Origin of the sequence: Sulfitobacter sp. 1A15106 (assembly GCF_043556995.1) — a bacterium.
GTDB lineage: Bacteria > Pseudomonadota > Alphaproteobacteria > Rhodobacterales > Rhodobacteraceae > Sulfitobacter > Sulfitobacter faviae.
In genome coordinates this window covers 1-1,250 of the sequence record NZ_JBIFFM010000038.1, presented here as the reverse complement: position 1 = coordinate 1,250, position 1,250 = coordinate 1, and the positions used below count along the sequence as shown (strand labels likewise).

Sequence of the window (1,250 nt, the reverse complement as noted above, 5' to 3'; positions counted from 1 at the left end):
TGTCCACTAATCCTCGCTACCGTATGCAAGGAGAGTGACACTTCTGCTTTGCCGATGGGTGACATTACTGCTTTGCGTGAAGGCTCAAGACCCGTTGCGACAGGTATCTCTATCCCAAGTTCCTCATTTCTTCCCTGAAGGCTTCCAAGGGTGTGCGCCAGCCGAGGCATTTGCGGGGCGTGCCGTTTAGGCGGTCGCAAACGACCTTCATGGCATCTTCGCCCAACATTGCCACCGGCGTGTCACGGGGTAGCCAGCGGCGGGCGCGCTTATTCAGGTTCTCGACCGATCCCTTTTGCCAAGGCGCCTGCGGGTCGCAGAACCATGCGGTGGTTCCGATCCCGGCCTCAAGCTTGCGCCAGTCGCGGAACTCGATGCCGCGGTCGAAGGTGATCGACTGTCGCGCAGGTTGGGGCAGGGGCTCCATCACCGCCATCAGTCGGCGCATGAAGTGGGTCGTGCTCCTGTCGTTGTTGCGGAACAGCACGGCGAAGCGGGTCTTGCGTTCAACCAGTGAGGCGACGTTCATCTTGCCCGTGGCGCGCTCGAAGATCATCAGATCGCCCTCCCATTCTCCGAAGGTTTCCCGTGACTTGACGTAGTCAGGTCGCTGATGGATAGACCGCTCCGGCGGGAAGACCCGTCCACGAGGCCTGCGCGCATGGCGTGGCTTTCTCTGTTTGCGGCGGCTGGGAAGGTGCCGCGCGAGGTCATCGGCCCGGCCCTCGGGGCCATAGACCCAAGCGTAGATTGTCTCGTGACTGATGCGGGCATCCAAGCCCTCGAACCCGAGGCGGCCTGCGATCTGCTCTGGTGACCACCCGGCCTTGAGCCGGTCAACAATGGCCTGCCGAAGAGCTTCGAGCCTCAGCAGCTTGCGCCGCCGCGCACGCCTGGCCAACGCCTCCTTCTGAGCGACCATACCGTAATACCCGTTCAGTTCCGGCAGTTCTTCATCAGAGAAGGCGTTTCGCTTGATTTCGCGGTAGACCGTCGAGCGATGCCTGCCGATGGCCTCTGCGATTTTCCGTACTGGTGCCTTGGCATTCAGCATATCTTCAATCTGGCGCCTTTCGCGCAGGTTCAGTTCGATGTGTGCCAATCTCGTTCTCCTTGCTTTCCAGCAAGATAGAGCATCTGTCGCAACGCAGTTTAGAATGTGCCGCGGCTACAGCTTATGTAAACACCATTCAGAAATGTCACTGGGTTTGCAAAGCAGGAATGTCACTACTGGGCGCGACGGTAGCAAG

The 1,250-nt window shown here is 59.7% G+C and carries 1 protein-coding gene; it reads right to left on the bottom strand.

All coding sequences use genetic code 11. The features are described from left to right. Window positions 1-109: 109 nt before the first annotated feature. Entirely contained in the window at window positions 110-1,102 is a 993-nt protein-coding gene (locus ACGYKA_RS20020; RefSeq protein WP_394415699.1) for an IS30 family transposase, read from the bottom strand. Window positions 1,103-1,250: the final 148 nt, after the last annotated feature.